This is a genomic window from Streptomyces djakartensis, assembly GCF_014651075.1.
GTDB classification, from domain to species: domain Bacteria; phylum Actinomycetota; class Actinomycetes; order Streptomycetales; family Streptomycetaceae; genus Streptomyces; species Streptomyces djakartensis.
On the sequence record NZ_BMWE01000001.1, the window covers coordinates 614,042 to 640,064 of the forward strand.

General features: G+C 70.4%; 27 protein-coding genes. 6 read left to right on the top strand and 21 right to left on the bottom strand.

The window, feature by feature from the left end:
* Positions 1–10 precede the first annotated feature (10 nt).
* Genes nuoK through IE212_RS02900 form a run of 11 tightly spaced genes read right to left on the bottom strand, consistent with a single transcriptional unit; the run spans position 11 to position 10,864 of the window.
* Positions 11–310, bottom strand: a complete 300-nt coding sequence (gene nuoK / locus IE212_RS02850) for an NADH-quinone oxidoreductase subunit NuoK (RefSeq protein WP_003992252.1) — start codon at positions 308–310, stop codon at positions 11–13.
* The gene (locus tag IE212_RS02855; protein WP_190196021.1) at positions 307–1,149 is read right to left on the bottom strand and encodes an NADH-quinone oxidoreductase subunit J; all 843 of its coding nucleotides are present in this window, start codon (positions 1,147–1,149) and stop codon (positions 307–309) included. The genes nuoK and IE212_RS02855 overlap by 4 nt, the downstream gene beginning before the upstream one ends.
* Complete coding sequence (gene nuoI, locus IE212_RS02860; protein WP_030234330.1) at positions 1,146–1,811, bottom strand: NADH-quinone oxidoreductase subunit NuoI; 666 nt, start codon at positions 1,809–1,811, stop codon at positions 1,146–1,148. The genes IE212_RS02855 and nuoI overlap by 4 nt, the downstream gene beginning before the upstream one ends.
* Positions 1,804–3,180, bottom strand: a complete 1,377-nt coding sequence (nuoH, locus tag IE212_RS02865) for an NADH-quinone oxidoreductase subunit NuoH (protein ID WP_190196022.1) — start codon at positions 3,178–3,180, stop codon at positions 1,804–1,806. The genes nuoI and nuoH overlap by 8 nt, the downstream gene beginning before the upstream one ends.
* Positions 3,177–5,681 carry an NADH-quinone oxidoreductase subunit G gene (locus IE212_RS02870; protein WP_190196023.1) on the bottom strand — a complete coding sequence of 835 codons (2,505 nt, stop codon included), beginning with the start codon at positions 5,679–5,681 and terminating at the stop codon, positions 3,177–3,179. Before IE212_RS02870 ends, nuoH begins: the two co-directional genes overlap by 4 nt.
* The gene (gene nuoF / locus IE212_RS02875) at positions 5,678–7,027 is read right to left on the bottom strand and encodes an NADH-quinone oxidoreductase subunit NuoF (protein WP_190196024.1); all 1,350 of its coding nucleotides are present in this window, start codon (positions 7,025–7,027) and stop codon (positions 5,678–5,680) included. Before nuoF ends, IE212_RS02870 begins: the two co-directional genes overlap by 4 nt.
* Entirely contained in the window at positions 7,024–7,884 is an 861-nt protein-coding gene (nuoE, locus tag IE212_RS02880) for an NADH-quinone oxidoreductase subunit NuoE (protein ID WP_190196025.1), read from the bottom strand. The genes nuoF and nuoE overlap by 4 nt, the downstream gene beginning before the upstream one ends.
* Entirely contained in the window at positions 7,881–9,203 is a 1,323-nt protein-coding gene (locus IE212_RS02885) for an NADH-quinone oxidoreductase subunit D (protein WP_190196026.1), read from the bottom strand. Before IE212_RS02885 ends, nuoE begins: the two co-directional genes overlap by 4 nt.
* Complete coding sequence (locus IE212_RS02890) at positions 9,200–9,940, bottom strand: NADH-quinone oxidoreductase subunit C (RefSeq protein ID WP_190196027.1); 741 nt, start codon at positions 9,938–9,940, stop codon at positions 9,200–9,202. The genes IE212_RS02885 and IE212_RS02890 overlap by 4 nt, the downstream gene beginning before the upstream one ends.
* A complete protein-coding gene (locus IE212_RS02895) occupies positions 9,937–10,491 on the bottom strand; it encodes a NuoB/complex I 20 kDa subunit family protein (protein WP_006133126.1) in 555 nt (184 codons plus the stop codon). The genes IE212_RS02890 and IE212_RS02895 overlap by 4 nt, the downstream gene beginning before the upstream one ends.
* Before the next feature lie 13 nt (positions 10,492–10,504).
* Entirely contained in the window at positions 10,505–10,864 is a 360-nt protein-coding gene (locus IE212_RS02900) for an NADH-quinone oxidoreductase subunit A (protein ID WP_003992243.1), read from the bottom strand.
* A 724-nt stretch (positions 10,865–11,588) separates the two neighbouring features.
* Here IE212_RS02900 and IE212_RS02905 point away from each other — a divergent pair.
* Entirely contained in the window at positions 11,589–12,428 is an 840-nt protein-coding gene (locus IE212_RS02905) for a C40 family peptidase (RefSeq protein WP_190196028.1), read from the top strand.
* A gap of 240 nt (positions 12,429–12,668) precedes the next feature.
* On the opposite strand, the gene IE212_RS02910 is transcribed toward IE212_RS02905, so the two are convergent.
* Positions 12,669–13,952 (bottom strand): geranylgeranyl reductase family protein, encoded by a 1,284-nt coding sequence (locus tag IE212_RS02910; protein WP_506005127.1) that lies wholly within the window; start codon positions 13,950–13,952, stop codon positions 12,669–12,671.
* A gap of 227 nt (positions 13,953–14,179) precedes the next feature.
* Between IE212_RS02910 and IE212_RS02915 the strand changes: the two genes are divergently transcribed.
* On the top strand, positions 14,180–14,512 hold the full coding sequence (locus IE212_RS02915; RefSeq protein ID WP_190196030.1) for a PASTA domain-containing protein: 333 nt from the start codon (positions 14,180–14,182) through the stop codon (positions 14,510–14,512).
* Positions 14,513–14,515: 3 nt separating this feature from the next.
* Here IE212_RS02915 and IE212_RS02920 read toward each other — a convergent pair whose 3' ends face one another.
* Positions 14,516–15,208, bottom strand: a complete 693-nt coding sequence (locus tag IE212_RS02920; RefSeq protein WP_190196031.1) for a demethylmenaquinone methyltransferase — start codon at positions 15,206–15,208, stop codon at positions 14,516–14,518.
* Positions 15,209–15,391: 183 nt separating this feature from the next.
* Between IE212_RS02920 and IE212_RS02925 the strand changes: the two genes are divergently transcribed.
* A complete protein-coding gene (locus tag IE212_RS02925) occupies positions 15,392–16,411 on the top strand; it encodes a chitinase (protein ID WP_190196032.1) in 1,020 nt (339 codons plus the stop codon).
* A 23-nt stretch (positions 16,412–16,434) separates the two neighbouring features.
* On the opposite strand, the gene IE212_RS02930 is transcribed toward IE212_RS02925, so the two are convergent.
* The 7 genes from IE212_RS02930 to IE212_RS02960 form a co-directional block, all read right to left on the bottom strand.
* Positions 16,435–16,881 (bottom strand): hypothetical protein, encoded by a 447-nt coding sequence (locus IE212_RS02930; RefSeq protein WP_190196033.1) that lies wholly within the window; start codon positions 16,879–16,881, stop codon positions 16,435–16,437.
* A 56-nt stretch (positions 16,882–16,937) separates the two neighbouring features.
* The gene (mqnC, locus tag IE212_RS02935) at positions 16,938–18,137 is read right to left on the bottom strand and encodes a cyclic dehypoxanthinyl futalosine synthase (protein WP_190196034.1); all 1,200 of its coding nucleotides are present in this window, start codon (positions 18,135–18,137) and stop codon (positions 16,938–16,940) included.
* A gap of 70 nt (positions 18,138–18,207) precedes the next feature.
* Positions 18,208–18,936, bottom strand: a complete 729-nt coding sequence (locus IE212_RS02940; RefSeq protein ID WP_190196035.1) for a prepilin peptidase — start codon at positions 18,934–18,936, stop codon at positions 18,208–18,210.
* 199 nt (positions 18,937–19,135) lie between these two features.
* Positions 19,136–19,363, bottom strand: a complete 228-nt coding sequence (locus IE212_RS02945) for a hypothetical protein (RefSeq protein ID WP_190196036.1) — start codon at positions 19,361–19,363, stop codon at positions 19,136–19,138.
* Between the two features lie 323 nt (positions 19,364–19,686).
* Positions 19,687–20,832, bottom strand: a complete 1,146-nt coding sequence (locus IE212_RS02950) for an LCP family protein (RefSeq protein WP_190196037.1) — start codon at positions 20,830–20,832, stop codon at positions 19,687–19,689.
* A gap of 34 nt (positions 20,833–20,866) precedes the next feature.
* Positions 20,867–22,900 (bottom strand): bifunctional polysaccharide deacetylase/glycosyltransferase family 2 protein, encoded by a 2,034-nt coding sequence (locus IE212_RS02955; protein ID WP_506005128.1) that lies wholly within the window; start codon positions 22,898–22,900, stop codon positions 20,867–20,869.
* Positions 22,901–23,189: 289 nt separating this feature from the next.
* Positions 23,190–24,038, bottom strand: coding sequence for a menaquinone biosynthetic enzyme MqnA/MqnD family protein (locus IE212_RS02960; RefSeq protein ID WP_190196039.1), 849 nt, complete (start codon positions 24,036–24,038; stop codon positions 23,190–23,192).
* Positions 24,039–24,360: 322 nt separating this feature from the next.
* Between IE212_RS02960 and IE212_RS02965 the strand changes: the two genes are divergently transcribed.
* From IE212_RS02965 to IE212_RS02975, 3 genes are all read left to right on the top strand, one after another.
* Positions 24,361–24,564 carry a cold-shock protein gene (locus IE212_RS02965; protein ID WP_003992177.1) on the top strand — a complete coding sequence of 68 codons (204 nt, stop codon included), beginning with the start codon at positions 24,361–24,363 and terminating at the stop codon, positions 24,562–24,564.
* Between the two features lie 110 nt (positions 24,565–24,674).
* On the top strand, positions 24,675–24,944 hold the full coding sequence (locus tag IE212_RS02970; protein ID WP_190196040.1) for a glycine zipper domain-containing protein: 270 nt from the start codon (positions 24,675–24,677) through the stop codon (positions 24,942–24,944).
* An 11-nt stretch (positions 24,945–24,955) separates the two neighbouring features.
* Positions 24,956–25,618 carry a class I SAM-dependent methyltransferase gene (locus IE212_RS02975; RefSeq protein WP_190196041.1) on the top strand — a complete coding sequence of 221 codons (663 nt, stop codon included), beginning with the start codon at positions 24,956–24,958 and terminating at the stop codon, positions 25,616–25,618.
* A 46-nt stretch (positions 25,619–25,664) separates the two neighbouring features.
* On the opposite strand, the gene IE212_RS02980 is transcribed toward IE212_RS02975, so the two are convergent.
* Positions 25,665–26,012, bottom strand: a complete 348-nt coding sequence (locus IE212_RS02980; protein ID WP_190196042.1) for a MerR family transcriptional regulator — start codon at positions 26,010–26,012, stop codon at positions 25,665–25,667.
* Between the last annotated feature and the right edge of the window lie 11 nt (positions 26,013–26,023).

The following is a 26,023-nucleotide window of genomic DNA, read 5'->3' on the forward strand; positions in this document are numbered from 1 at the left end:
TCCCGACCCCTTACAGCTTCATCAGGCTGGCGTCGTCGACCGAGGCCGAGTGGCGGGCACGAAACAGGGACACGATGATCGCGAGCCCGACGACGACCTCCGCGGCGGCGACGACCATCGTGAAGAAGGCGATGATCTGGCCGTCGAGGTTGCCGTGCATCCGGGAGAAGGCGACGAACGCGAGGTTGCAGGCGTTGAGCATGAGCTCGATGCACATGAACACCACGATCGCGTTGCGCCTGATCAGCACGCCGGTGGCGCCGATCGTGAACAACAGGGCCGCGAGATAGAGGTAGTTGACCGGGTTCATTTCGACGCCTCCTCGGGCCGCTTGAAGGTGGCCGGCGCGATGGCCTTCCGCTCCAGGCGCTCCTCGGCACGCTGCTCCAGGGCCTTGAGGTCGTTGAGCGCTTCCTGCGACACGTCCCGGATCTGGCCCCGCTCGCGCAGGGTCTTGCTGACGGTGAGGTCGGAGGGGGTGCCGTCGGGCAGCAGGCCCGCGATGTCGACCGCGTTGTGCCGGGCGTAGACACCGGGGGCCGGCAGCGGCGGCAGGTACTTGCCTTCCCGGACGCGCTGCTCGGCGAGCTCGCGCTGCGTCTTGGCGCGCTCGGTGCGCTCGCGGTGGGTGAGCACCATGGCGCCGACGGCGGCCGTGATGAGCAGGGCGCCGGTGATCTCGAAGGCGAACACGTACCTGGTGAACAGGAGCGCGGCGATGCCCTCCACGTTGCCGCCGGCGTTCGCCTGGCCGATGCCGTTGAACTCGTCCAGGGAGGCGTTGCCGATCCCGGCCGTCAGCAGGATGCCGAAGCCGAGGCCGCACAGCGCGGCCAGCCAGCGCTGGCCCTTGATGGTCTCCTTCAGGGAGTCCGCCGCGGTGACGCCGACGAGCATCACCACGAACAGGAACAGCATCATGATCGCGCCGGTGTAGACGATGATCTGCACGACGCCCAGGAAGTAGGCGCCGTTGGCGAGGTAGAACACCGCCAGGACGATCATGGTCCCGGCGAGGCAGAGGGCGCTGTGCACGGCCCTCTTCATGAGGATGGTGCCCAGGGCGCCGAGCACCGCGACGGTGCCGAGGATCCAGAACTGGACGGCCTCTCCGGTGGAGGTGGAGTAGGCGGCGAGCTGGGTGGTCATCGCCCGATCACCTTCCCTGACGCCGGCTCGGTCCCGCCGAAGGTCGAGTCGGCCTCCTGCACGACCTCGCCCTTGGAGTGGGCGACCTGCCGCTCGGTGCCGGGCGCGGCCTCGGTCACCAGGCCCCGGTAGTAGTCCTGCTCGTCCATGCCCGGGTAGATGGCGTGGGGCGAGTCGACCATGCCCTCCTCCAGGCCCGCGAGCAGCTGCTCCTTGGTGTAGATGAGGTTGGCCCGGCTGGAGTCGGCCAGCTCGAACTCGTTCGTCATCGTGAGGGCGCGCGTGGGGCAGGCCTCGATGCACAGGCCGCACAGGATGCAGCGGGCGTAGTTGATCTGGTAGACGCGGCCGTACCGCTCGCCCGGCGAGTAGCGCTCCTCGTCGGTGTTGTCCGCGCCCTCCACGTAGATGGCGTCGGCCGGGCAGGCCCACGCGCACAGTTCGCAGCCGACGCACTTCTCCAGGCCGTCCGGATGGCGGTTGAGCTGGTGCCGTCCGTGGAAGCGCGGAGCCGTGGTCTTCTGCTGCTCCGGGTACTGCTCGGTCAGCCGCTTCTTGAACATGGCCTTGAAGGTCACGCCGAAGCCGGCCACGGGGTTCATGAAACCGGGCTTGGTGTCCTTCGGTTCCTCGGCCTGCGAACGCTCGAGTTCCTCAGCCATCGGACGCCTCCTTTCCATCCGTAGATCCGCCCAGGGGTCCGTCACTCTGAGTATCGGGGCCGCCACTGACAATCAGCTCCCGCTCACCGCGCGGGCGGCGTCGCGGAACCGGTGGGAGTTCCTGTCCCGGCAGTGGCGGCACGGGGAATCCGCCCGCCATGGGGTCGAAGGCGGCGGGGGTCTCGGCCGGCCGCTCGGCCTGCCTGGACTTCTCGCGGAACATGTCCGCGACGAAGGAGAGCACCAGCAGGGCGAGCACGCCGCCGCCGACGTACAGGGCGATGTCGCCGAAGTCGTAGCCCTCGTTGCGGAAGGCCCGGACGGTCGCGACGAGCATCAGCCACACCAGGGAGACCGGGATGAGGACCTTCCAGCCGAGCTTCATCAGCTGGTCGTAGCGGACCCGCGGGAGGGTGCCGCGGATCCAGATGAACATGAACAGCAGCAGCTGGACCTTGACGGTGAACCAGAGCATCGGCCACCAGCCGTGGTTCGCGCCCTCCCAGAAGGTGCTGACCGGCCACGGTGCCCGCCAGCCGCCGAGGAACAGCGTGGTGGCGACGGCCGAGACGGTCACCATGTTGACGTACTCGGCGAGCATGAACATCGCGAACTTGATCGAGGAGTACTCGGTGTTGAAGCCGCCGACCAGGTCGCCTTCGGACTCCGGCATGTCGAAGGGGGCGCGGTTGGTCTCGCCGACCATCGTCACGATGTAGAGGACGAAGGAGAGCGGCAGCAGGACGATGTACCAGCGGTCCTGCTGCTGTTCCACGATCGCCGACGTCGACATCGATCCCGAGTAGAGGAACACGGAGGCGAAGGCGGCGCCCATCGCGATCTCGTAGGAGATCATCTGCGCGCATGAGCGCAGGCCGCCCAGCAGCGGATAGGTCGAGCCGGAGCTCCAGCCCGCCAGGACGATGCCGTAGATGCCGACCGAGGCGACCGCGAGGATGTAGAGCATCGCGATCGGCAGGTCGGTGAGCTGCATCGTGGTGCGCTGGCCGAAGATCGAGACCTCGTTTCCGGCCGGGCCGAACGGGATCACCGCGATCGCCATGAAGGCCGGGATGGCCGCGACGATCGGCGCGAGGACGTACACCACCTTGTCCGCGCGCTTGACGACGACGTCCTCCTTCAGCATCAGTTTGATGCCGTCGGCGAGCGACTGGAGCATGCCCCAGGGGCCGTGCCGGTTGGGGCCGATGCGCAGCTGCATCCAGGCGACGACCTTGCGCTCCATGACGATGGAGATCAGCACGGTCACCATCAGGAAGGCGAAGCAGAAGACCGCCTTGACGACGACCAGCCACCAGGGGTCGGTGCCGAACATCGAGAGGTCTTCAGCGGCGAGGTACGGGCTCATGCCTCCACCTCCTTGGGGGCCTCGCCGGCGGAGGTCGCCGGGCCGATGCGGACGAGGGAGCCGGGCCGCGCCCCGGTGTCGGAGGCGACGCCGCCACCGGTGGAGTTCAGTGGGAGCCACACCACCCGGTCGGGCATGTCACTGATCTGCAGCGGGAGTTCCACGACTCCCGCCGAGCCGGTCACGGCGAGCAGGTCGCCCTCCTTGACGCCCGCCTCCGCGGCGGTCGCGGACGACACACGCGCGCGTGCGGCGTGCCGCGTCCCGGCGAGTGCTTCGTCGCCCTGCTGCAGGACGCCCTGGTCGAGCAGCAGCCGGTGCCCGGCGAGCACGGCCTCCCCGGCGGCCGGGCGGGGCAGCGCGCTCGCGGTCTCCAGGGGCCCGGTGGCCCGCGGACCGTCCCAGGCGCCGAGTCGGTCGATCTCCGCGCGAATGGTGCGCAGGTCCGGGAGCCCCAGGTGGACGTCCATGGCGTCGGCCAGCATCTGCAGCACGCGCGCGTCGGTCGGCGCGAGGCGGCGAATCATCTGGTCGGGCTTGAGCGCGGCCTCGAAGAAGCGCACCCGGCCTTCCCAGTTGAGGAAGGTGCCGGCCTTCTCGGCGACCGCGGCGACGGGCAGGACCACGTCGGCCTTGCGGGTGATCTCGCTGGGCCGCAGTTCGAGCGAGACCAGGAAACCGATCTCGTCAAGGGCCGCACGCGCGCGTGCCGGGTCGGGCAGGTCGGCGATCTCCACGCCCGCCACCAGCAGGGCCTGGAGCTCGCCGGTCGCGGCGTCCTCCAGAATCCGGCCGGTGTCGCGGCCGTAGCGGTGCGGCAGTCCCGCGACGCCCCAGACGGCGGCGACCTCGTCCCGCGCGCGGGGGTCGGTGGCCGGACGTCCGCCCGGCAGCAGCGACGGCAGCGCGCCCGCCTCGATGGCGCCGCGCTCCCCGGCCCGGCGCGGGATCCACACCAGCCGGGCCCCGGTCGCCGAGGCGGTGCGGACGGCGGCGGTGAGTCCACCGGCCACGGCGGCCAGCCGCTCGCCGACGACGATCACCGAGCCCTCGGCGCGCAGCGCCTCGGCGGCGGTGGCGCCGCCGTCCTCCAGGCCGACGCCGCTCGCGAGCGCGTCCAGCCACTCGGTCTCGGTGCCGGGAGCCGCCGGCAGCAGCGTCCCGCCGGCCTTCTCCAGACCGCGCGTGGCGTGCGTGGCCAGGGAGAAGACCTTCTGTCCGTGCCGCCGCCACGCCTTGCGCAGCCGCAGGAAGACGCCGGGCGCCTCCTCCTCCGCCTCGAACCCGACCAGCAGGACCGCGGGTGCCTTCTCCAGCGCGGCGTACGTGACGCCCGTGCCGTCGAGGTCCCGGCCGCGGCCGGCGATCTGGGCGGCGAGGAAGTCGGCCTCCTCGCCGCTGTGCACGCGCGCCCGGAAGTCGATGTCGTTGGTGTCGAGCGCCACCCGCGCGAACTTGCTGTACGCGTAGGCGTCCTCGATGGTGAGGCGACCACCGGTGAGGACACCGGTGCGGCCCCGTGAGGCCAGCAGCCCCTGGGCCGCGATCTGCAGCGCCTCGGGCCAGGAGGCCGGCTCCAGCTCACCCTCGGCGTTGCGCACCAGCGGCGTCTGAAGCCGGTCCCGCTGCTGCGCGTACCGGAACGCGAACCGCCCCTTGTCGCAGATCCACTCCTCGTTGACCTCGGGGTCGTTCGCCGCGAGGCGGCGCATGACCTTGCCGCGCCGGTGGTCGGTGCGCGTGGCGCAGCCGCCGGAGCAGTGCTCGCAGACCGACGGGGAGGAGACCAGGTCGAAGGGCCGGGAGCGGAATCGGTACGCCGCCGAGGTCAACGCGCCGACCGGGCAGATCTGGATGGTGTTGCCGGAGAAGTACGACTCGAACGGGTCGCCCTCGCCGGTGCCGACCTGCTGGAGCGCGCCCCGCTCGATCAGCTCGATCATCGGGTCGCCCGCGACCTGGTTGGAGAACCGGGTGCAGCGGGCGCACAGCACGCACCGCTCACGGTCGAGCAGCACCTGCGTGGAGATCGGGACGGGCTTCTCGTAGGTCCGCTTGCGGCCCTCGAAGCGGGACTCGGCGTCGCCGTGCGACATGGCCTGGTTCTGCAGCGGGCACTCGCCGCCCTTGTCGCAGACCGGGCAGTCCAGCGGGTGGTTGATGAGCAGGAGCTCCATCACACCCTTCTGGGCCTTCTCGGCGACCGGCGAGGTGAGGTGAGTCTTCACCACCATCCCGTCCGTACAGGTGATCGTGCAGGACGCCATGGGCTTGCGCTGGCCCTCGACCTCGACGATGCACTGGCGGCACGCTCCGGCCGGGTCCAGGAGGGGGTGGTCGCAGAACCGGGGGATCTCGATGCCGAGCTGCTCTGCGGCCCGGATGACCAGGGTGCCCTTGGGCACGCTGATCTCCGCGCCGTCGATCGTCAGCGACACGAGGTCCTCCGGCGGGACCGCCGCCTCTCCCCCGCCTGAGGGAGCGTTGGTGGTCACGGTCATGCGGTCACCTCCGTGCGGTCGGCCCAGGCCGTCGACTTGGCCGGGTCGAAGGGACAGCCCCGGCCCGTGATGTGCTGCTCGTACTCCTCGCGGAAGTACTTCAGCGAGGAGAAGATCGGCGAGGCGGCGCCGTCGCCGAGGGCGCAGAAGGACTTGCCGTTGATGTTGTCGGCGATGTCGTTCAGCTTGTCGAGGTCGGACATCTGTCCCTTGCCGGCCTCGATGTCGCGCAGCAGCTGCACGAGCCAGTAGGTGCCCTCGCGGCAGGGCGTGCACTTGCCGCAGGACTCGTGGGCGTAGAACTCGGTCCAGCGCGTGACGGCTCGGACCACACAGGTCGTCTCGTCGAAGCACTGGAGGGCCTTGGTGCCGAGCATGGAACCCGCGGCGCCCACTCCTTCGTAGTCGAGGGGGACGTCGAGGTGCTCGTCGGTGAACATCGGGGTCGAGGAGCCGCCCGGCGTCCAGAACTTCAGGCGGTGTCCGGGGCGCATCCCGCCGCTCATCTCGAGCAGCTGGCGGAGCGTGATCCCGAGCGGCGCCTCGTACTGGCCGGGGCTCGCGACGTGGCCGGAGAGGGAGTAGAGCGTGAAGCCGGGTGACTTCTCGCTCCCCATCGACCGGAACCATTCCTTGCCCCGCTGCATGATCGCGGGAACCGACGCGATCGATTCGACGTTGTTCACCACGGTCGGGCACGCGTAGAGGCCCGCGACAGCGGGGAAGGGGGGACGCAGCCGGGGCTGGCCCCGGCGGCCTTCGAGCGAGTCCAGCAGCGCGGTCTCCTCACCGCAGATGTACGCGCCCGCGCCCGCGTGCACGGTGATGTCGAGGTCGAGTCCGCTGCCGAGGATGTTCTCGCCGAGGAGGCCGGCCGCGTAGGCCTCGCGCACGGCCGAGTGCAACCGCCGCAGCACGGGGACGACTTCACCACGCAGATAGATGAAGGCGTGCGACGACCTGATGGCGTAGCACGCGATGATCATGCCCTCGATGAGGCTGTGCGGGTTCGCGAGGAGGAGCGGGATGTCCTTGCACGTCCCGGGCTCCGACTCGTCGGCGTTGACGACCAGATAGTGCGGCTTGCCGTCCCCCTGGGGGATGAACTGCCACTTCATGCCGGTGGGGAAGCCCGCGCCGCCGCGCCCGCGCAGACCGGAGTCCTTGACGTAGGCGATCACGTCGTCCGGCGTCATGGCGAGCGCCTTGCGCAGCCCCTCGTAGCCGTCGTGCCGCCGGTACACGTCCAGCGTCCAGGACCTGTCCTCGTCCCAGAAGGCCGACAGCACCGGTGCGAGCAGCTTCTCGGGGCTCATGTCTTTCAGCTCGGCTGCCAAGGTCATCACTCCCCCTCCTCGGCGGTGGGCCCGGCCGGGTGGGCAGGGTCGGAGGCCGATGTGTCCTGCGGCGCGTCGTGCGAGCTCAGGTGCTCCGTCGGCGACGGGTCGTGCGGTGTCCCGGTGCGGGTCGGCTCACCGCGCGGATGCACCACGCGCGCGGGAGCGGACTCCCCCTTGGCGAGCTTCAGGCCGACCAGGGAGGCGGGGCCCGCGCTTCCCCCGGACTCGACGGCCCCTTCCCGCTCGTCGGGGAAGCCGGCCAGGACGCGGGCGGTCTCCTTGAAGGTGCACATCGGCGCCCCGCGCGTGGGCGTGACCGGCCGGCCGGCGCGCAGGTCGTCGACGAGGCGCTTGGCGGTGGCCGGGGTCTGGTTGTCGAAGAACTCCCAGTTGACCATCACGACCGGCGCGAAGTCGCAGGCCGCGTTGCACTCGATGTGCTCCAGGGTGACCTTGCCGTCGTCGGTGGTCTCGCCGTTGCCGACGCCGAGGTGCTCCTGGAGCTCCTCGAAGATCGCGTCGCCGCCCATGACCGCGCACAGGGTGTTGGTGCACACCCCGACCTGGTAGTCACCGCTCGGCCGGCGCCGGTACATGGTGTAGAAGGTGGCGACGGCGGTGACCTCGGCCGTGGTCAGGCCGAGCATGTCCGCGCAGAACCGCATGCCGGTGCGGGTCACGTGGCCCTCCTCCGACTGCACGAGGTGCAGCAGCGGCAGCAGGGCGGACCGGGAGTCCGGGTAGCGGGCGATGATCTCGCGCGCGTCGGTCTCCAGACGGGCCCGGACGTCGTCCGGGTAGGCGGGTGCGGGCAGTTCGGGCATGCCCAGGCTGACGCCCCGCTCGGAAGACGATGTGGTCACCGGTCGACGCCTCCCATCACGGGGTCGATGGACGCCACCGCGACGATGACGTCGGCGACCTGGCCGCCCTCGCACATCGCCGCCATGGCCTGCAGGTTGGTGAAGGACGGGTCGCGGAAGTGGACCCGGAAGGGGCGGGTGCCGCCGTCGGACACCACGTGCACCCCGAGTTCGCCCTTGGGTGACTCGACCGCCGCGTACGCCTGTCCCGGCGGGACGCGGAAGCCCTCGGTGACCAGCTTGAAGTGGTGGATCAGGGCCTCCATGGAGGTGCCCATGATCTTCTTGATGTGGTCGAGGGAGTTGCCGAGCCCGTCGGGGCCCAGGGCGAGCTGGGCGGGCCAGGCGATCTTCTTGTCGGCGACCATGACGGGGCCGGGCTGGAGCCGGTCCAGGCACTGCTCGACGATCCTCAGCGACTGGCGCATCTCCTCCAGCCGGATCAGGAAGCGGCCGTAGCTGTCGCAGGTGTCGGCGGTCGGGACGTCGAAGTCGTACGTCTCGTAGCCGCAGTAGGGCTGTGCCTTGCGCAGGTCGTGCGGCAGGCCGGTGGAGCGCAGGATCGGGCCGGTCGCGCCGAGCGCCATGCAGCCGGCCAGGTCGAGGTAGCCCACGTCCTGCATACGGGCCTTGAAGATGGGGTTCCCGGTGGCGAGCTTGTCGTACTCCGGGAGGTTCTTCTTCATCTTCTTCACGAACTCGCGGATCTGGTCCACCGCGCCGGGCGGCAGGTCCTGGGCGAGTCCGCCGGGGCGGATGTAGGCGTGGTTCATCCGCAGGCCGGTGATCAGCTCGTAGATGTCGAGAATGAGTTCACGATCACGGAAGCCGTAGATCATGATCGTGGTGGCGCCGAGTTCCATGCCGCCGGTGGCGATGCACACCAGGTGCGACGACAGCCGGTTCAGCTCCATCAGGAGCACGCGGATGATCGAGGCGCGGTCCGGGATCTGGTCCTCGATGCCGAGGAGCTTCTCGACGCCGAGGCAGTACGCCGTCTCGTTGAAGAACGGCGTCAGGTAGTCCATGCGCGTCACGAACGTGGTGCCCTGCGTCCACGTCCGGTACTCGAGGTTCTTCTCGATGCCGGTGTGCAGATAACCGATTCCGCAGCGGGCCTCGGTGACGGTCTCGCCCTCGATCTCCAGGATCAGGCGGAGCACGCCGTGCGTGGACGGGTGCTGCGGCCCCATGTTGACGACGATGCGCTCGTCGTCGGCGCGGGCCGCGGACTCGACGACCTCGTCCCAGTCGCCGCCCGTGACCGTGTAGACGGTGCCTTCGGTGGTCTCCCGGGGGGAGGCGTGCGATGTGCTCATGAGTACGACCTCCGCTGGTCCGGAGCCGGGATCTGGGCGCCCTTGTACTCGACGGGGATGCCGCCGAGGGGGTAGTCCTTGCGCTGCGGAAAGCCCTGCCAGTCGTCCGGCATCATGATCCGGGTCAGGGCCGGGTGGCCGTCGAAGACGATGCCGAAGAAGTCGTACGTCTCCCGCTCGTGCCAGTCGTTCGTCGGATACACCGAGAACAGCGACGGGATGTGCGGGTCGCTGTCCGGGGCGCTGACCTCCAGGCGGATCAGCCGGTTGTGGGTGATCGAGCGCAGGTGGTAGACGGCGTGCAGCTCGCGGCCCTTGTCGTGCGGGTAGTGGACGCCGCTGACGCCGGTGCACAGCTCGAAGCGCAGGGCCGGGTCGTCGCGCAGCGTGCGGGCGACGCGGACCAGGTGCTCGCGCTCGATGTGGAAGGTCAGTTCGTCGCGGTCGACGACCGTCTTCTCGATGGCGTTGTCCGGGAGCAGGCCCTGTTCCTCCAGGGCCCCCTCCAGTTCGTCGGCGACCTCGTCGAACCAGCCGCCGTAGGGGCGGGTCGCCGGTCCCGGGAGCCGGACCGAGCGGACCAGGCCTCCGTAGCCGGAGGTGTCGCCGCCGTTGTTCGCGCCGAACATGCCGCGCTGGACGCGGATCTCCTCGCCGCCCTGGCCGCGCCGGCCCGGGAGGTTCTCCGCGGAGAGGTCCTTCTCGGGGTTGACGTCGTTGCCGTTCGCGTCGCTCATCGCAGCAGCCCCTTCATCTCGATCGTGGGCAGGGCCTTGAGCGCCGCCTCCTCCGCCTCGCGGGCCGCTTCCTCGGCGTTCACGCCGAGCTTGGAGGACTGGATCTTCTGGTGGAGCTTGAGGATGGCGTCCATCAGCATCTCCGGCCGTGGCGGGCAGCCGGGCAGATAGATGTCGACCGGCACGACGTGGTCGACGCCCTGGACGATCGCGTAGTTGTTGAACATGCCGCCCGAGGAGGCGCAGACCCCCATGGAGATCACCCACTTGGGATTCGGCATCTGGTCGTAGACCTGCCGGAGCACCGGCGCCATCTTCTGGCTGACCCGCCCGGCGACGATCATCAGGTCCGCCTGGCGCGGCGAGCCCCGGAAGACCTCCATGCCGAAGCGTGCCAGGTCATAGCGTCCGGCGCCGGTGGTCATCATCTCGATGGCACAGCAGGCGAGGCCGAACGTGGCCGGGAAGACGGACGACTTGCGCACCCAGCCCGCGGCCTGCTCGACGGTGGTCAGCAGGAAGCCGCTCGGCAGCTTTTCTTCGAGTCCCATGACGTGTGGCCCCTCAGTCCCATTCCAGGCCGCCGCGCCGCCATACGTACGCGTACGCGACGAAGACGGTGAGCACGAAGAGCAGCATCTCCACGAGCCCGAAGATCCCCAGGGCGTCGAAGGTGACGGCCCAGGGGTAGAGGAAGACGATCTCGATGTCGAAGACGATGAAGAGCATCGCCGTCAGGTAGTACTTGATGGGGAAGCGCCCGCCACCGGCCGGCGTGGGGGTCGGCTCGATGCCGCACTCGTAGGCCTCGAGCTTGGCCCGGTTGTACCGCTTGGGCCCGATCAACGTGGCCATGACCACGGAGAAGATCGCAAAGCCTGCCCCGAGGGCTCCCAGTACGAGGATGGGCGCATAAGCGTTCACCGCTCCTCGCTCCTCTCAGTCGGCACTGACTGCTGGCGGTTTGCATCGGGCTCACACCCGCCCCCTCAGTCCCTCGAACCCCGCCCGCCCCGGCGAAGATCGGGAACATGTGAAGCAGGTCACAAGCCCAACCGCGTGCATCTTATGCCCGACGCTCTGTGATCTGCGACACGGGGTATTGCACAAGCTTTGTGATCTCCACCACCTGACGATCGATCATGAAGTCGGATGAGCGGTGATCTTCACACGCGAAGCGTCCGAGTGATCACGAGAGGTGACATTTTGGCCCGTCGCCGCAGGCAGGAGGGTGCGTCTCAATATCAAGAAGGTTCCCGTGCATGCAAATTGGCGGCGGACCGGATCTCTTGATATTGGCGCGTTCACACGTCAGAGGGCATGCGGAGCGGGGTGTGGACGCGTGCATTCGTTCACGATCTTCGCGAGGTCGTGATCCGGTCGTGATCCACGCCGCCCGAGGTGGTCGGCGGGGCCGCCGTTCCGTGACCTCCGCCACACCCGTGAAAGATCCATGAGAACGGGGCTTGGCCAATCAAGCCAACCGATGGTAGGTGCGGGGCAATTCGGGCGTATTGATCAAAGGCCGTGATCACAGGCCGGTCACAGCGCGCCCGCAATGTCCGTTACGGCGTCAATGAAGAGCCTCGAGCGGGGGTTTTGGGGTCCCGTTTGAACAACTGTGGCGCAGCACACGTTTCTTGAAGATATGAAGGAGCCCCTGGTACCGGTTGTTCCCATGTCCCACACCGCTCACATACGCAGCCACCGGAAACCCCGCCGCAGCGCGACCTCCACGATCGCCCTGCGCGCCGGAGTCGCCGGTGGCGTTCTCAGCATGGCAGCGGCGGGCGCGTCGGCTTCGGCGAGCGCCGCCGAGCCGGTGACGCAGACCATCGAACTGCCCACCCTGACGGCCGACCTGTCCGCTCAGGTCGCCCAGTCCGCGGCCGCCACGCAGCAGGCGGCAGCGAACTACGAACTGCGCGCCGAGCGTGACGCCGCCGCCGCCAAGGCGGCCGCGGAGGCCAAGAAGGACCTCGCCGAGGCGAAGAAGAAGGCGGAGGCCAAGAAGAAGGCCGCCGAGGCCGCCCGCAAGGCCGCCGCCGAGCGCGCCGCCCGCAGCGCCGAGCGCGCCACGCTGTCCGCCTCCACCTCCGCTTCCGCCTCCACGTCGGTGTCGGCGCCTTCCAGCGGCAGCGTCGCGACCGTCATCGCCTTCCTCAAGGCTCAGGTGGGCGACGCGTACGTCATGGGCGCCACCGGTCCCAACGCCTGGGACTGCTCCTCGCTGGTGCAGGCCGCGTACAAGCAGGTTGGTGTGGACCTGCCGCGTGTCTCCCAGGACCAGTCGATGGCCGGCACGGACGTCTCGCTCTCCAACCTCCAGGTCGGCGACATCCTCTACTGGGGTGGCAAGGGCTCCGCCTACCACGTGGGTGTCTACATCGGCGACGGCCAGTACCTGGACGCGGCCAACCCGTCCAAGGGCGTCGTCATCCAGGACCTGTCGGGCTACCCGGCGGACGGCGCGGTGCGCGTCCTCTGATCTCACGGGACCGGTCTTGAGGGCCGCTGCCTCTCCCGGGGCAGCGGCCCTCCCGTCTTCCGCGTGCCTCTCCCGACGCCCTGGCGGCGCTTCTCCAGGCCCGGCCGGGCGCGGCAGGCCCCCTGGGACGCCCGAGCCGGCCGCAGGTGCCCTCAGTGGCTTCTGGGGCTTTTCTGTGGCCGGCCCGCCGGCGTCGAAGTGGCCGGCGGGCCGGCGTCGAGGGTGCCCGGCGCCGCCTGATCAGGCCTTCGGCGCCACCTTGCTCAGGCCGTTGATGATCCGGTCCATCGCGTCGCCGCCGGTCGGGTCCGTGAGGTTCGCGAGGAGCTTCAGCGTGAACTTCATCAGCAGCGGGTGCGTGAGTCCGCGCTGGGTGGCGATCTGCATGACCTTCGGGTTGCCGATGAGCTTCACGAAGGCCCGGCCGAGCGTGTAGTAGCCGCCGTAGGTGTCCTTGAGGACGCGCGGGTAGCGCTGCAGGGCCAGCTCGCGGCCGGCCGGCGTCGACCGCGCGTGCGCCTGGACGATGACGTCGGCGGCGATCTGGCCGGACTCCATGGCGTAGGCGATGCCCTCGCCGTTGAAGGGGTTCACCAGTCCGCCGGCGTCGCCCACCAGCAACAGCCCCTTGGTGTAGTGCGGCTGGCGGTTGAAGGCCATGGGCAGGGCGGCGCCGCGGATGGGGCCGGTCATGTTGTCCGGGGTGTAGCCCCAGTCCTCCGGCATGGAGGCGCACCAGGCCTTCAGGACCTCGCGCCAGTCCAGTTCCTTGAAGGAGTCGGAGGTGTTGAGCACGCCGAGGCCGACGTTCGAGGTGCCGTCGCCCATGCCGAAGATCCAGCCGTAGCCGGGCAGCAGACGGTCCTCGGCGCCGCGGCGGTCCCACAGTTCCAGCCAGGACTCCAGGTAGTCGTCGTCGTGGCGCGGGCTGGTGAAGTACGTCCGCACCGCGACGCCCATCGGGCGGTCCTCACGGCGGTGCAGGCCCATGGCGAGGGACAGGCGGGTGGAGTTGCCGTCGGCGGCCACCACGAGCGGCGCGTGGAAGGTGACCTCGCGCTTGTCCTCGCCGAGCTTGGCGCGCACGCCGGTGATGCGGCCCGTGCGGTCGTCGACGATGGGCGCGCCCACGTTGCAGCGCTCGTGCAGCCGGGCGCCCGCCTTCTGGGCCTGCCGGGCGAGCTGCTCGTCGAAGTCGTCGCGCTTGCGGACGAGGCCGTAGTCGGGGAAGGAGGCGAGATCCGGCCAGTCGAGCTGGAGCCGCACCCCTCCGCCGATGATCCTGAGGCCTTTGTTGCGCAGCCAGCCGGCCTCTTCCGAGATGTCGATGCCCATCGCCACCAGCTGCTTGACGGCACGCGGGGTGAGGCCGTCGCCGCAGACCTTCTCGCGCGGGAACGCGGTCTTCTCCAGGAGGAGGACGTCGAGTCCCGCCTTGGCGAGGTGGTAGGCGGTCGTGGAGCCGGCCGGCCCCGCGCCCACGACGATCACATCGGCGGTGTTCTCGGAGAGGGGCTCGGTCACGTCGGTCACGGCGGGATCTCCCCAAGGTTCGGAATCTGGTGCCGGCCGGCACTGGTCATGCGCAGTCTATTCAGCCGCATCCGCCGCCCGGCTGAAGGGCCGCCCCCGGGAGCGCGACCGTCCCTTCACATCGCGTGGCCGAGTGTCACAGAAGGACGCCCGTCGCTTCCGGGTGGCGCGTAACGGGAGTTACCCTTCCCGTACCGCTGGGGGTGACATCTGTGCACATGTCCCGCAAAACACCCGAAGTGCGAGTGCCGCATCTGGTCGGCCTGATGGCCGTGGACGCGCGTGAGGCGGCCCGGACGCGGGGCCTGTCGCTCAGCGCACCGGACCGGCCCGACTTCCATCTCGCCGTCGTCGACTACGTCGTACGCCAGTACCCGCGCCCCGGAGCCGAGGTGCCGCGCGACTCGATGGTGTACGTGTGGTTCGACTTCGGCCCCGGCGAGGGCGGCGGAGGCGTGCACGAGCCGCGGATCCCGCGCCCGCCCCGGGGCGGACTCCGGCGGGAGCTGGACGAGCCGGGCGACCCGTACATGGTCACCGGTTCCCCGTGAGGGTCAGTTCTTGAAGCCCCGGTGCAGGGCGACGATCCCGCCGCTCAGGTTGCGCCAGGCCACCCGCGACCAGCCGGCCTTGCCCAGCCGCTGGGCGAGCGCGGGCTGGTCGGGCCAGGCGCGGATGGACTCGGCGAGGTAGACGTAGGCGTCGGGGTTGGAGGACACGGCCCGGGCGACCGGCGGCAGGGCGCGCATCAGGTACTCGGTGTACACGGTGCGGAAGGGCGCCCACGTCGGGTGCGAGAACTCGCAGATCACGATCCGCCCGCCGGGCCGGGTCACCCGGTGCATCTCGCGCAGGGCGGCGTCCGTGTCCTGCACGTTGCGCAGCCCGAAGGAGATGGTGACGGCGTCGAAGGTGTCGTCCCTGAAGGGGAGCCGTGTAGCGTCCCCGGCGGTGTAGGGGAGCCAGGGCTGCCGCTCCTTGCCGACCTGGAGCATCCCCTGGGAGAAGTCGCAGGGGACGACGTAGGCGCCGGTCCGGGCGAAGGGCAGTGAGGAGGTGCCGGTGCCCGCCGCCAGGTCGAGCACCTTCTGCGCGGGGCGCGCGTCGACCGCCTTGGCGACCTCCTTGCGCCATCGCCGGTCCTGGCCGAGGGACAGCACGTCGTTGGTCAGGTCGTACCGTTCCGCCACGTCGTCGAACATCGAGGCGACTTCGTGCGGCTGCTTGTCCAGGGATGCGCGGGTCACGGGGCCATTGTTGCAGTACGGCCGCCGCGCGGAGGGCCCGGCCGGAACGATCGGCCCGGACACTAGAATTTCCTCTATGCCCTGAAATCGGTACTCCTGCGAGAAACCCATCGTGAAACGTTCGCCGCCGGGGCGCGTACTAGGGGCCCATGGCCTGACCTCACGAGAACGGGAGCGTGCGCGATGCGCAGTCACCGGAAGCCGGCGGCGGCCGGGCTGGGCTGTCTGATCGCCCTCGCCACCACGGCGTGCTCCGGACAGGGCGAGGCGGCCCGCCCGGCGCCCTCGGCGCCGGCCCCGCCGAGCACCTCGCGCCCCGACGGGCCCGGCACCTCGTACGCCCCGTACGTCAGCGCCACGGATGCCGCCGGCACCGACACCGCCGGCTCCCCCACGACGTACAACCTGGCCTTCGTGCTGGCCGGCGGTGACGGGTGCACCCCGCGCTGGGACGGCACCCGTGACATCGGTGATCCGGCGGTGAAGTCCCGTATCGCGAAGCTCAAGGCGGACGGCGGCCAGGTCCGGGTCTCCTTCGGCGGTGCCTCCGGCAAGGAGCTCGCGGCGGCCTGCGACAGCGCGCCGGAACTGGCGGCGGCCTACGGCGAGGCCCTCGACGCGGCCGGTGCCACCCGGGCCGACTTCGACGTCGAGGGTGACGAACTCGCCGACTCCGCCTCCGTCGGCGTGCGTTCGAAGGCGATCGCCCTGCTCCAGAAGGAACGCACCGGTCTGGAGGTCTCGTTCACCCTCCCGGTGATGCCCCACGGCATGGGCAAGGACAGCCTGGCGCTGCTGCACTCCGCCAACGACAACGCCGTACGGGTCGCCACGGTCAACCTGATGACGATGAACTACGGCAAGTCCTACGACGGCGACATGGGCGGCTACGCCCTCGCGGCAGCGAAGGCCGCGCACAAGCAGCTGCGGAAGGTCTTCGGCACGTCGGACGCGGAGGCCTGGCGGGGCATGGCGCTCACCTCGATGATCGGCGTCAACGACGTCGACGGCGAGACCTTCACGCTCGCCGACGCGGCCGAGGTCCGTGCGTTCGCCGAGGAGAAGGGCATCGGGTGGGTGTCGATGTGGTCGGCGGCGCGGGACCGGCAGTGCCCGGACGGCACGGCCACCGACCGGGCGGCTACCGACTGCAGCGGGGTGAGGCAGAGTTCCGGGGCGTTCGCGCGGGAGTTCGCGGGCTGACCCGGTGCCGGGGGAGGCCGGCTTCAGCGCCGCCGGTGCACGAGCCGCCCCGCGCACACCGTCGCGACGCACTCCCCCGCCGCGTCGTAGACGGCGAGGTCGGCGCGGCCGGTCGGGACGATCGCGGTGTGCCGCGCACGCGGCAGGACGACGACGTCGTTGCGGTCGGCGGCGGACCGGAGTTCCGCCGAGTCGACGTACTCCTCCAGGACCGCCACCGCGCCGAGTTTCAGCACCGCGTGGACGCGTTCGCGGGGGCTCGGGGCGTCCGGGAGCGGGCCTTCGTGGACGCGGGCGGGGCCGAGCGTGCCGGGCCAGCGACGCACCCGTGCCTTCGGGAACGCCTCGCGCACGTCGGCGAGTTTCCCGACGGCGCCGATCCGGTCCCGTCCGACGACCACCGCGCCACCCTTGACGGGCTCGGAGTCCCAGGTGACGCGGACCGCGTCGGCCGTGTGAATGGTCTCCAACTCTTCTGCGCCGCCGATCGGTTGAGGGCTGATCAGTAGGGGAATCGGCTCGGGGCTCAGTTGGGGGCGAGCAGCTTCAGCTCGGGGTGAGCCGTGCCGCCCTCGATGGCCGTGGACGAGAGGTGCGAGACCACGCGGTCGTCGGCGGGGTCCATCGCCGGGTCGTCGTGGACGACGAGGTGCTCGTACGTGGTCGACCGCTGCGCGGGCACCCGGCCGGCCTTCCGGATCAGGTCGATGATCTCCAGCCGGTTGGACCGGTGCTTGGCTCCGGCGGAGGAGACGACGTTCTCCTCCAGCATGATCGAGCCGAGGTCGTCGGCGCCGTAGTGCAGGGAGAGCTGCCCGATCTCCTTGCCCGTGGTCAGCCACGAGCCCTGGATGTGGGCGATGTTGTCCATGAACAGCCGCGCGATGGCGATCATCCGCAGGTACTCGAAGATCGTCGCCTGCGTCCGGCCCTTCAGGTGGTTGTTCTCGGGCTGGTAGGTGTACGGGATGAAGGCGCGGAAGCCGCCCGTGCGGTCCTGCACGTCCCGGATCATCCGCAGGTGCTCGATGCGCTCGGCGTTGGTCTCGCCGGTGCCCATGAGCATGGTGGACGTCGACTCCACGCCCAGGTTGTGCGCGATCTCCATGATCTCCAGCCAGCGCTCGCCGGACTCCTTCAGCGGGGCGATGGCCTTGCGGGGCCGCTCGGGGAGCAGTTCGGCACCGGCGCCGGCGAAGGAGTCGAGCCCGGCGGCGTGGATGCGCTGGATGGCCTCCTCCACGCTCACCTTGGAGATCCGGGCCATGTGCTCGACCTCGGACGCCCCCAGGCTGTGGATGACCAGCTCCGGGAAGGCCTTCTTGATGGCGGAGAAGTGCTTCTCGTAGTACTCGACGCCGTAGTCCGGGTGGTGCCCGCCCTGGAACATGATCTGGGTGCCGCCCAGCTCGACCGTCTCGGCGCACCGGCGCAGGATGTCGTCCAGGTCGCGCGTCCAGCCCTTGGCGGTGTCCTTGGGGGCGGCGTAGAAGGCGCAGAAACGGCAGGCCGTGACGCAGACGTTCGTGTAGTTGATGTTCCGTTCGATGATGTACGTCGCGATGTGCTCGGTGCCCGCGTAGCGACGGCGGCGTACGGCGTCGGCGGCCGCGCCCAGCGCGTGCAGCGGGGCGTCCCGGTACAGCGCGAGCGCCTCTTCGGGGGTGATCCGCCCACCGGCGGCTGCACGGTCGAGGATGGGCTGAAGGTCGGCCTTCTCGGTCACCGGGCGTCCCTTTCGTAAGGGTTGTGGACGGACCAGGCCAGCGTACGCCAGCCCTACGGACCGCTGGACGTCAGGCCGTCAGGGCCCCGGCCAGCAGTCCCAGGAAGGCGCCCGTGATCAGGAACGGCCCGAAGGCGATCGCCGTCTTGCGGTCGGCCCGCCGGGCGACGACGAGGGCGCCGCCGTACAGCGCGCCCAGCAGGAACCCGGCGAACGTGCCGAGCATCACGGTCGGCCAGCCGTACCAGCCGAGTACCGCTCCCGTGCCCAGGGCGAGCTTGACGTCGCCGAAGCCCATTCCCGCGGGGTTGATGAGGAACAGCGCGAAGTAGCCGCCGCCCAGCGCGAGCGAGCCGAGCAGGGCGGTCGTCCACTGCCCCGCGTGCTCCGGCACGAGCGCGGTGAGGCCGAGCAGGGCGAGTGCGGCTCCGGCGAACGGGAGGGTGAGCGGGTCGGGCAGCCGCCGCACCCGGAAGTCGACGACCGTCAGCAGCACCCCGACGGGTGCGAGCAGCAGCCACACGCCCAGCTCGGGCCGGGTACCGGTGGCGGCGGCGAGGGCGGCGCAGACCAGGGCGGTGGCGATCACCAGTGGTGTCGTTCGCGGCCCGTACCCGGCCTTCTCGCACTCCGGGCAGGAGGCCCGTCCCAGCCAGCCCTCGATGGCATGGCCGCCGGGGCACCGCTGGTGCCACGGCTCCCCCGAGGGGGCCGAGAACCGGTAGGCCGCGCGCGGCAGGAACGCGCCCGCCGCCGCGCCCCACAGCGCGGCGGCGACGGCCAGTGACGAGGTGCTCATCCCACTTGGGCCATCGTCGACGAGCTCGATGCGCGGCGTCGTGGCATGGCGGGTGTCCTGGGGTCGTATCCGGTGCGGAGTGGGGCGGGTTGTGGAGAAGAGGCGTGCCGCCGAGCCTACGAGATTTGTGAACGGTCCACGTCCGGCCGACGCGAAAGGCCCCGGATCCAGCGGATCCGGGGCCCTCGGTTCGCGTTCGTCAGTGCGCGACAGCGGCGTTGAGGTGCAGGTCCGCCGCGACACCCTGCGGCGACACGGCGAGGCCCGCGCCACCGCCCAGGCCGGCGGTGACGCCCGCGGCCGTCGTCTCGACGTAGAGGCCGGCTGCGGCACCGGCACCCGCTGCGCCGCCCGCCTGGCCGCCGGCGACGGTGTCCAGCTCGGCGTCGGACATCTGGGCGGTCTGGATCTGCGGGGTGAAGGCCATGGAGGGCGGTTCCCTTCGTATCAAAATTCGAAAGTGCTCAAGCGCGACCGATCAAAGCACGCCAGGAGAACGGACGGCCAGTCACCGGCATTGCCGCGCCCTGAATTCAGGCGACCAAATTCACATGCGTGAACATTCGGTCACCGAAGCACGCGCCACCTTCACAAGTTCCGCCGTTGCACGGTACATGAGTGCAATGTGCGACGCGGCCTGCGTCCGTCGCCCCGCCCCTTCCCCGGTTTCTCACGGCCGCACGGTGAACGGTGTGCAGATCCGCTGGTAATTCCTCCAGGTGCCCGTCCGATATCCCGCCGGATTCGCCGTCAGCCGATCGGCCGGTCTTCCCGCAAGGCCGTGAACAGCGCACGGGCCCGCCGGTCGTCCCACTTCACCGCGCTGCCCTTGGAGGTGCGCAGATCCGGGTCGGCGACGGGCACGTTCAACCGCCGGCCCCGGCCCGACGCGGCCTTCCGCAACGCCTCGAACAGCGACATGAGGTCGGGCAGCTCCGTGTCCTCGTCCACGATCAGCGTGTCGAGTCCGGCGCTCGCGGTCGGGAAGGACTTGGACGGGTCCGCGAGGGTGGACGGGGTGGCCGCCTTGCGGGCGAGGGCGGCGAGGAATCTCTGCTGGTTGCGGGTGCGCGCCAGGTCGCCCTCGGCTTCCTGCTTGCGCTGCCGCACGAAGGCCAGGGCCTCGGCGCCGTCCAGGTTCTGGCAGCCTGCGGGCAGGTTCGCGCCGGAGTCCTTGTCCCGTACGGGCCTGTCCAGGCACATGTCGACGCCGCCGACGGCGTCCACGACTCCCACGAACCCGGCGAACCCGATCTCCGCGTAGTGGTCGACGCGCACACCGGTGTTGCGCTCGACGGTCCGCACGAGCAGGTCGGGGCCGCCCAGCGAGTACGCCGCGTTCAGTTTGTCCGGCGCGGCCCGGTAGCTGCGGCCGGTGCCGGGGTCGACGTAGGGCGGGAGGGTCACCCAGGAGTCGCGCGGCAGGCTGAGCATGGTGGTGCCGTTCGCCCCGGTGTGCAGCAGGATCACCGAGTCGGTACGGCGGCCGTCGGTGGATCCGGTGTTCAGGTCCTTCCGATCCTGCTCCGACAGCCCCTCACGGCTGTCGGAACCGACGACCAGGTAGGTGGTGCCTTCCCCCGCCCGCGCCCGGCCGCCGAGCGCGCCGAGGTCGACCTCCTGGTTCAGCCGGGTGCCGGCCCACACGTACGTACCGGCGCCGGCGAGCAGCAGGGCGGTCGTCAGCACGGCCCCCGTCCGCACCAGCCGGCGGCCCTTGCCGGCTCGACGCCGCGGACTCCTGCTGCCGCCCGGCCCGCCGCCCCGCCGGCCGCGCTCGTGGCCGCCGCTGTCGTAACGGCCGGGCGCGGCGGGCGAGGACATGCCGGGCAGGGGGGCGGTGCGGATAGAAGGCGGGGGTGCGGTACGGGGCGGACGGTCGGTCCAGTCGCTCATCGGCGCCTCGAAGGTGCTGTGGGGGGCTCTCGGGTCAGCGCATCGGCACACTCCTATACGGGACGGGCCCGCCGATCTGTTCAGCGGCCGTCCCCGACCGCTTCATCCGCTGCCACCTGAGCCGGCTCCCCAGCAGCAGCGCGACCAGCGACTGGATCACGACGAGATACATCAACTGCCGGTAGACGACGATCTGGAACGGCATCGACCACAGGGCCCGCACCGGCTCCCCGTCGAGTCTGAGCGCGTAGCCGGAGCAGACGATCTGCACACCGAGGAACGCGAACCACACCGCGGCCGACTCCCACGGGTCCCGGAACAGCACCCCGTACAGGGCGTAGACGTCGATGACGGGCGCGAGCAGCGGCAGGGCGACCTGGAAGAGCGCGAGGTACGTCAGACCGCGCCGCCCGAACCGCCCGGCGGGCCCGGTGCTGAGGAGGGCCCCGCGGTGCTTCCACATCGCCTGGAGCGTGCCGTAGCACCACCGGTACCGCTGCCGCCACAACTGCCTGACGCTGCTGGGCACTTCGGTCCAGGCGACGGCGGACTCCTCGTACAGCACCCGCCAGCCGGCCCGCCACAGCGCCATCGTCAGGTCGGTGTCCTCGGCGAGGGTGTCCTCGCTGACCCCGCCGACCCCGATCACCGCGTCCCGGCGGAAGGCCCCGATCGCCCCCGGCACGGTGGGCATGCACTCCAGCACCTCGAACATGCGCCGGTCGAGGTTGAAGCCGAAGACGTACTCGAGGTGCTGCCAACGGCCCAGCAGAGTGCGCCGGTTGCCGACCTTGGTGTTTCCGCTGACCGCTCCGACGGCCGGATGCGCGAGCGGCTCGACGATCCGCTCGACGGCGTCCGGCTCGAACACGGTGTCGGCGTCGACCATCACGACGATGTCATGGCGGGCGTGGGCGAGACCCCGGTTGAGGGCGGCGGCCTTGCCCGAGTTGGGCTGCCGTACGACCTCGACCCGGGGATCACCCGTGTTCCGGGCGATGTCGGCGGTCCGGTCGGTCGATCCGTCGTCGATGACGACGATCTGCAGCTCGCGATGGCCGGAATCGAGCAGCGACCGCAGGGTGGACCCGATCCCGGCCTCCTCGTTGTACGCGGGGACCAGCACGGTCACGGGTCCGGACGTGTCCCGCATCCAGGGCGCCCCGGTCCGGAACCGCTCCAGCCGGCGCACGTGGGCCCGGGCGAACATGGCGAGCAGCAGCAGCCGCAGCACGCCCAGCCCTCCCGCCACGCCCAGAATCCAGATCATGGCGGTGGAGAAGACCTGCCCTGCGCCGGTGACCCAGATCAGCCCCCGCCCCAGCCACCGCTCCACGAGCGACGGCGGCGCGTTCGGGATGAGCCCGAGCCCTTCGGAGACGGTGGTGAACCGCTCGACGCTCCGGTTCTTCAGCAGCCTGCGCGCCTCGAGATACGCGCTCTCCGTCTGGCTCAGCTGCCGCACGAGCCCCTGCGCCGGCTTCCGCGTCCCCTTGTCGGCGGCGACGAGCACGTACCCGTACCCGGTGGCCCGCCGCGCCGCCCGCCACTCGCGGCCGCACAGGGTGTCGGGGGTGGTGGTGCGCGGCATCCGCAGCAGGTTCGTACGCTGCCCGGTGGTCCCGGCGAGGGCGCTCTGGGTCAGCTCGAGCTCGGCCTGGAAGCGGGGCGCGGACGACTCCCCCAGCACGGCCCCGGTGTACGTGTTGGAACCGATCTCATGCCCCTCGGCACGAATACGCCGCATCAGCTCCGGGTGGCGGGCGGCCTGGGCCCCGTGCACGAAGAACGTGGCACGCGCCCGGTTGGCCTTCAGCAGGTCCAGCAGCCGCGGGGTCCACACGGGATCGGGCCCGCCGTCGAAGGTGAGCGCGACGGTCCGGGCGGGCATCGAACCGGTGCTGATCCCGCCCCGGTTGATCCCGATCACGGGCCCGCCCTCGGCGACGGCCTCCGGCACGGGCGAGACGCAGGGCGTCCGCGTCTTCGCGGCGTCGACCTCGTGCTGGGTCCAGCCCTCGAAGATCAGGAAGGCGAAGACGAGGGGAAGGGTGAGGGCGAGCAGCAGCCAGTGGGCGCGGGGGTCCCGGGACTGTTTGTGGCGCCCTTTGCTGCGGCGGGGCCGGGTGTGGGGGGATGTGGGGGAGGTCAGGGGACGTCACCGCCCCCTGGCTCCGGCCGGGTACCGGCTCCCGCGACCGGCGCGGGCCGTCTTCTGCGGAGACCTTCGCCGGCCCGTCCGTGCGAACGGGGCGCCACCGTGGTGCACATGCTGCGGGAGTTGCGCATGGGGCGCGAGTGTAGTTTCGAAGTCTCGGCCGTACGGGCGGAACGGCGAGCTTCACAGGGCAGGGTGGTTACGGCTGCAGCAGCTCCACCTTCACGTCCGCGGGGAAGCCGGTCGTCGGGCCGACCCGCCGCGCGAACTCGGCGACCGCCTCCAGCTGCGGTCCGCCGAAACGGAAGTCGAGCGTCGTGAAGTACTGGGCGAGGGTCTCCTCGTCGAAGTCCTCCCAGCGGGCGGCCTGCTCGGCGACCTTGCCGACCTCTTCGAGGGAGAGGTTGCGGGAGGCGAGGAAGGCCTCGTGCACCTTGCGTGTGAGGACCGGCTCACGCTCCAGGTAGTCGCGGCGCGCCGCCCAGACCGCGAAGACGAACGGCAGCCCGGTCCACTCCTTCCACAGCCGGCCCAGGTCGTGCACGGCCAGGCCGAAGCGGGGCCCGTCGAGCATGTTCGCGCGCAGCGCCGCGTCCCCGATGAGGACGGCCGCCTCGGCCTCCCGCATCATCAGGCTGAGGTCCGGCGGGCACGTGTAGTAGTCGGGCCGTACGCCGTAGCGCTCGGCGAGGAGCAGCTGGGCGAGGCGGACGGAGGTGCGGGAGGTCGACCCGAGGGCGACCCGGGCGCCGTCCAGCCGGTCCAGCGGGACCTGCGAGACGATCACGCAGGACATCACCGGGCCGTCACAGCCGACGGCGATGTCGGGAAAGGCGACCAGCCGGTCGGCGTGCTTGAGGAACTCGACCAGGGTGATCGGCGCGATGTCGAGTTCGCCCTGCACCAGCTTCTCGCTGAGCTTCTCGGGGGTGTCCTTCGTCAGCTCGAAGTCGAGGAGCGTGCCCGTTCTGGCGAGCCCCCAGTAGAGGGGCAGGCAGTTCAGGAACTGGATGTGGCCGACGCGCGGCCGGGTGCGAGGATTGTCCACATCGTGAGGCTAGCCCTCATGGCCTACCGACCCTCGCCCGGCCCCGCGGTCGGCCCGTGAGGCGCGGCGGGCGCCTTCACGGCCAGTCGGCGGAGGATGTTCAAACATTCGGGTGACGTGATCTTGACCCCTATTGCTTTCCGGTGCCCGCGTGCTAGGCTCATCGCAAGTTGCAGTTTGGTTTCCCTTGCAGTACAGAGCCTGCGGAGCATGTGACCGCGGGCTCTCGTCATTCTCAGACGTATGCAGTTGTGCAGAATTCAAATCTTCACACTTGCTGGTTCTGGAGCAGGGCAACCCTTTTTGAGCCCAAGGAGGGCTTATGGCTACCGGAACCGTGAAGTGGTTCAACGCCGAAAAGGGCTTTGGTTTCATCGCCCAGGAGGGCGGCGGTCCCGACGTCTTCGTCCACTACTCCGCGATCAACGCGAGCGGCTTCCGTTCGCTCGAGGAGAACCAGCAGGTGTCTTTCGACGTCACGCAGGGCCCGAAGGGTCCGCAGGCTGAGAACGTCACGCCGGTCTGATCAGTAGTACCCAAGGAGCCCCCCGCCGTCAGGCGGCGGGGCTCCTGCCTTTTCCCGGCCATGTCGTCCAGTGAATTCTCGCCGAATTCCGCCCGTGCGACGATGGGCGGATGCGGAAAGACCTGGAGAACAGTGAGGACGGCGGCGGGGCGCCCGCCGACAGACGCCTGGCGGCCGGCCTGTCCGTCGGGCTGTCGCTCGGCACGGCCGTAGGGCTCGTGCTCGGTATGACCGTCTTCGACAACCTCGGTTTGGGTCTGGCTCTGGGTCTCGGATTCGGGACGGCGATCGGGGCCGGGCTCGGGGCCGGAATGGGGGCCGGACAGGGCCGGAGCGAGGGGCAGTGCGGAAACAGCCGGGGAGACGAGTCCCCGCAGTAGGGTCCCGTGCCATGACCGGCGCCGACTTCCTGACCGAGACCCGCACCTTCTACGACACCGTGGCCGAGGACTACGACGCCCACTTCGGCGACCACCTCGCGGCCAGGCCGCTGGACCGGGGTCTGGTGGACGGTTTCGCCGCGCTGGTGGGCGAGGGGGGCGAGGTCGCCGACCTGGGGTGCGGGCCCGGGAGGCTGACGGCGTACCTGGCGTCCCGGGGGCTGTCGGTGTTCGGCCTCGATCTGTCGGAATCCATGCTCACCGTCGCCCGGCGCCAGAACCCCGGCCTGCGGTTCGAGCAGGGCTCGATGCTGGACCTGGACCTGCCCGACAGCTCGCTCGACGGGGTCGTGTCCTGGTACTCGACCATCCACACCCCGGACGACCGGCTGCCCGGGGTCTTCGCCGAGTTCGCCCGCGTCCTGCGCACCGGGGGCCACCTGCTCGTCGCCTTCCAGGCCGGTGACGAGCCCAGCCGCCGCTACGAGGAGGCCTTCGGCCACCAGGTCGCACTCGACTTCCGGCGCCGCCGGCCGGAGCGGATCATCCCCCTGCTGGAAGCCACCGGTCTCGCCCTGCGCGCGCGATGCGTCCGCGAGCCGGACGAGGCACTCGGCGAGCCGACCGCCCAGGCGTTCCTGGTGGCCCGCAAGCGGCCCGAGGCAGCCTCCTAGCCGTTTTTGTACCGCTGGCGCGTTTCACACTCGGGGCTCCCCACGCTCAGCTGTAGTAAGCGATCTTCTCGTCGAGAACCTCCATGGCCCGGCACAGTGCCGCCACTCGCTGCTCCAGGGCGGCACGGCGCTCGCGGAGGAAGACGACCCGCTCCTGCGGGGAGTGCTCGGCACGCAGGATGGCGACGAACCCCCGCAGGTCCGCGATGCCGAGGCCGGCGTCGCGGAAGCACGTGACCATGCCGATCCAGAAGAGGTCGTCCTCGGTGTACTCCCTGCGCCCGCCGGCGGAGCGCCGGATCGGGCCGATGAGGCCCTCGCGCTCGTAGTAGCGCAGCGTGTCGATGGACACACCGGCGCGGTCGGCGGCCGCCGCCGGGGTCAGGGTGATCATGGAGCCCCCTC

Bases quoted from the DNA above. Each gene is read 5' to 3' on its own strand.
- nuoK (WP_003992252.1), bottom strand. From the start codon at position 310: ATGAACCCGGTCAACTACCTCTATCTCGCGGCCCTGTTGTTCACGATC.
- IE212_RS02855 (WP_190196021.1), bottom strand. From the start codon at position 1,149: ATGACCACCCAGCTCGCCGCCTACTCCACCTCCACCGGAGAGGCCGTC.
- nuoI (WP_030234330.1), bottom strand. From the start codon at position 1,811: ATGGCTGAGGAACTCGAGCGTTCGCAGGCCGAGGAACCGAAGGACACC.
- nuoH (WP_190196022.1), bottom strand. From the start codon at position 3,180: ATGAGCCCGTACCTCGCCGCTGAAGACCTCTCGATGTTCGGCACCGAC.
- IE212_RS02870 (WP_190196023.1), bottom strand. From the start codon at position 5,681: ATGACCGTGACCACCAACGCTCCCTCAGGCGGGGGAGAGGCGGCGGTC.
- IE212_RS02885 (WP_190196026.1), bottom strand. From the start codon at position 9,203: ATGAGCACATCGCACGCCTCCCCCCGGGAGACCACCGAAGGCACCGTC.
- IE212_RS02890 (WP_190196027.1), bottom strand. From the start codon at position 9,940: ATGAGCGACGCGAACGGCAACGACGTCAACCCCGAGAAGGACCTCTCC.
- IE212_RS02895 (WP_006133126.1), bottom strand. From the start codon at position 10,491: ATGGGACTCGAAGAAAAGCTGCCGAGCGGCTTCCTGCTGACCACCGTC.
- IE212_RS02905 (WP_190196028.1), top strand. From the start codon at position 11,589: ATGAAGGAGCCCCTGGTACCGGTTGTTCCCATGTCCCACACCGCTCAC.
- IE212_RS02915 (WP_190196030.1), top strand. From the start codon at position 14,180: ATGTCCCGCAAAACACCCGAAGTGCGAGTGCCGCATCTGGTCGGCCTG.
- IE212_RS02925 (WP_190196032.1), top strand. From the start codon at position 15,392: ATGCGCAGTCACCGGAAGCCGGCGGCGGCCGGGCTGGGCTGTCTGATC.
- IE212_RS02940 (WP_190196035.1), bottom strand. From the start codon at position 18,936: ATGAGCACCTCGTCACTGGCCGTCGCCGCCGCGCTGTGGGGCGCGGCG.
- IE212_RS02945 (WP_190196036.1), bottom strand. From the start codon at position 19,363: ATGGCCTTCACCCCGCAGATCCAGACCGCCCAGATGTCCGACGCCGAG.
- IE212_RS02950 (WP_190196037.1), bottom strand. From the start codon at position 20,832: ATGAGCGACTGGACCGACCGTCCGCCCCGTACCGCACCCCCGCCTTCT.
- IE212_RS02965 (WP_003992177.1), top strand. From the start codon at position 24,361: ATGGCTACCGGAACCGTGAAGTGGTTCAACGCCGAAAAGGGCTTTGGT.
- IE212_RS02970 (WP_190196040.1), top strand. From the start codon at position 24,675: ATGCGGAAAGACCTGGAGAACAGTGAGGACGGCGGCGGGGCGCCCGCC.
- IE212_RS02975 (WP_190196041.1), top strand. From the start codon at position 24,956: ATGACCGGCGCCGACTTCCTGACCGAGACCCGCACCTTCTACGACACC.
- IE212_RS02980 (WP_190196042.1), bottom strand. From the start codon at position 26,012: ATGATCACCCTGACCCCGGCGGCGGCCGCCGACCGCGCCGGTGTGTCC.